This window comes from Pseudorhodoplanes sp., assembly GCF_035565855.1.
GTDB lineage: Bacteria > Pseudomonadota > Alphaproteobacteria > Rhizobiales > Xanthobacteraceae > Pseudorhodoplanes.
Genome location: NZ_DATMRX010000345.1, coordinates 1 through 2215 on the forward strand (window position 1 = coordinate 1; position 2215 = coordinate 2215).

General features: G+C 63.7%; 3 protein-coding genes. 2 read left to right on the forward strand and 1 reads right to left on the reverse strand.

Annotated features, from left to right (window positions below; translation table 11 throughout):
- Positions 1-297 (forward strand): AMP-binding enzyme (locus tag VN004_RS19695; protein WP_414710362.1); only part of this gene is annotated, 297 nt, incomplete at its 5' end.
- 33 nt (positions 298-330) lie between these two features.
- The gene (locus tag VN004_RS19700) at positions 331-1194 is read left to right on the forward strand and encodes an amidohydrolase family protein (protein ID WP_325613766.1); all 864 of its coding nucleotides are present in this window, start codon (positions 331-333) and stop codon (positions 1192-1194) included.
- 4 nt (positions 1195-1198) lie between these two features.
- Here the strand turns inward: VN004_RS19700 and VN004_RS19705 are convergent.
- The coding region (locus tag VN004_RS19705) for an aldehyde dehydrogenase family protein (protein ID WP_325613770.1) at positions 1199-2215 on the reverse strand (1017 nt) is incomplete at its 5' end.

Sequence of the window (2215 nt, forward strand, 5' to 3'; positions counted from 1 at the left end):
TATTCCTGGGAAGTGGAAGAGGTGCTGCGCGGTCATCCCGATGTCGCCGAGGTTGCCGTCATCGCCGTGCCGGACACGCAATGGGGCGAGGCGGTGAAGGCCTGCGTTCAACTGCATCCTGGTAAACAGGCGACCGAGGCGGCGTTGATCGATTACACCCGCGAGCGGATCGCGAGCTACAAGAAGCCGCGCAGCATCGATTTTCTCGAGGCGCTGCCGCGCTTGTTCAACGGCAAGATCGACAAGAAAGCGCTACGCGCGCCGTATTGGGCCAATCGCGATCGTCAGGTGTCATGATCGCACGAGCGCGACACGCTGGAAATTGTTCCGATGGATTATCAGAAATTTCGTACCGACAACGTTGCCCCGCAGCCGCCGCTGCCGCCCGGAAGCTGGGATTGCCAGTTTCACGTTTTCGGCGATCCTGCACGCTATCCGCCGCGGGCCGGTTCGGCCTATGTGCCATTCCCCGAGGCCACCATCGAGCTTGCGCTCGACATGCATCGTGCCGTCGGCTTCGCCCATGGCGTGATCGTGCAGTCGACGGTGTATGGCACGGATCACCGCGCGCTGCTGGATGCGCTTGCAAAGGCTGGCCCGGCCTATCGCGGCGTTGCCATCATCGACGACGACGTTGACGATCGCGAGTTGCAACGCCTGCATGACGGCGGCGTGCGGGCCGCGCGCTTCAATTTCTGGAAGAAGCTCAACATGACGCCGACGCCGGACAGCTTCCGGCGAACGGTCCGCAGGATCCGCGATCTGGGCTGGGTCGCGAAGATTCACGCCGCGGGGGATGAATGGCTCGACCTGTTCCCGCTGCTGCGTGAGGCCACGATCCCGCTGGTGATCGATCATTTCGGGCACCTGGACATCAGGCGCGGGCTGGATCAGCCGGTGTGCCGGCTGTTCCTCGATCACCTGCGCGGCGAGAATTGGTGGATCATGATCTCCGGCGGCGACCGGGTTTCGGCGATGACCGAAGGCTGGGACGATGCGGCGCAGTTCATGGCCGCGATAGCCGCGGCCGCGCCGGAACGGACCATCTGGAGCACCGACTGGCCGCGCGTCCAGTATACCAAGCCGATGCCAACCGATACGCAGCTCGTGGAGCTGCTCTACCGGGCGACGCCGGACCCGCAGGTCCGGCGCAACATCCTGTGCAACAATCCGGCGGCGCTGTTCGGCGCCTGAAGCACTAGGCCTTCGGCGCCTTCAGCCGGACGTGGATGTTCTTCTCCTGCGTGAAGGCGAACATCTCCTCGATGCATTCCTCGCGGCCGATGCCGGATTGCTTGAATCCGCCAAAGGGCGCGCCGATGAAATGCTTCGACACCTCGTTGACCCAGATGAAGCCGGCCTCGACATTCATCGCAGTGCGATGGGCGGCGTTGAGATCGTTGGTCCAGATCGAGCAGGTGAGGCCGTATTCGACCGCATTGACCTGATCCAGCATCGCCTTTTCGTCCGACCACTTGAAGATCGACAGCACGGGACCGAAGATTTCCTCGCGCGCGATCCGCATGTCTGGCGTGCAATCGGCATAGATGCTCGGCTCGACGAAAAATCCGTCCTTCAGCTTGGGGTCGGATGGGCGTGAGCCGCCATAGATCACGCGCGCGCCGTCGCTCTTCGCGGACTCCAGATACGACAGCACCCGCTCGTACTGAACCTTCGACACGATCGCACCCATGGTGGTGGCGGGGTCGGTCGGGATGCCGGGTTTGTAATACGCGGCCTTCTCCTTCACCTTCGCGAGAACTGCCTCATAGATGCTCTCGTGGATGAACGCGCGGCTGGTCGATCCGCAGGACTGACCGCACCAGGTGAAGTTCATGCCGCCGACGACACCCCCCGCGACCTCGTCCGGGTCGGCATCGCCGAAGGCGATCAGCGCGTTCTTGCCGCCGAGTTCAAGCAGCACCGGCTTCACCGTGTCGGCGGCGGCCTTCATTACCGCGCGTCCGGTCGGCACACTGCCGACCAGCGCGACCATCGCAATGTCGGGATGGGACGAGAGGCGCGCGCCGGCATCCTTGCCGCCGGGCACGACATTGAACACGCCGGGCGGGAACAGCCCGTCGCACAATTCGGCAATGCGCAGCGACGACAGCGGCGCCTGCTCCGGCGGCTTCACGACGATGGTGTTGCCGGTCGCGAGCGCGGCTGCCGATTTTCCGGCGCAGAACATGAAGGGATGGTTGAACGGAATGAT

Excerpts from the sequence above, each read along its gene's own strand:
- VN004_RS19700 (WP_325613766.1), top strand. The coding sequence starts at position 331 with ATGGATTATCAGAAATTTCGTACCGACAACGTTGCCCCGCAGCCGCCG.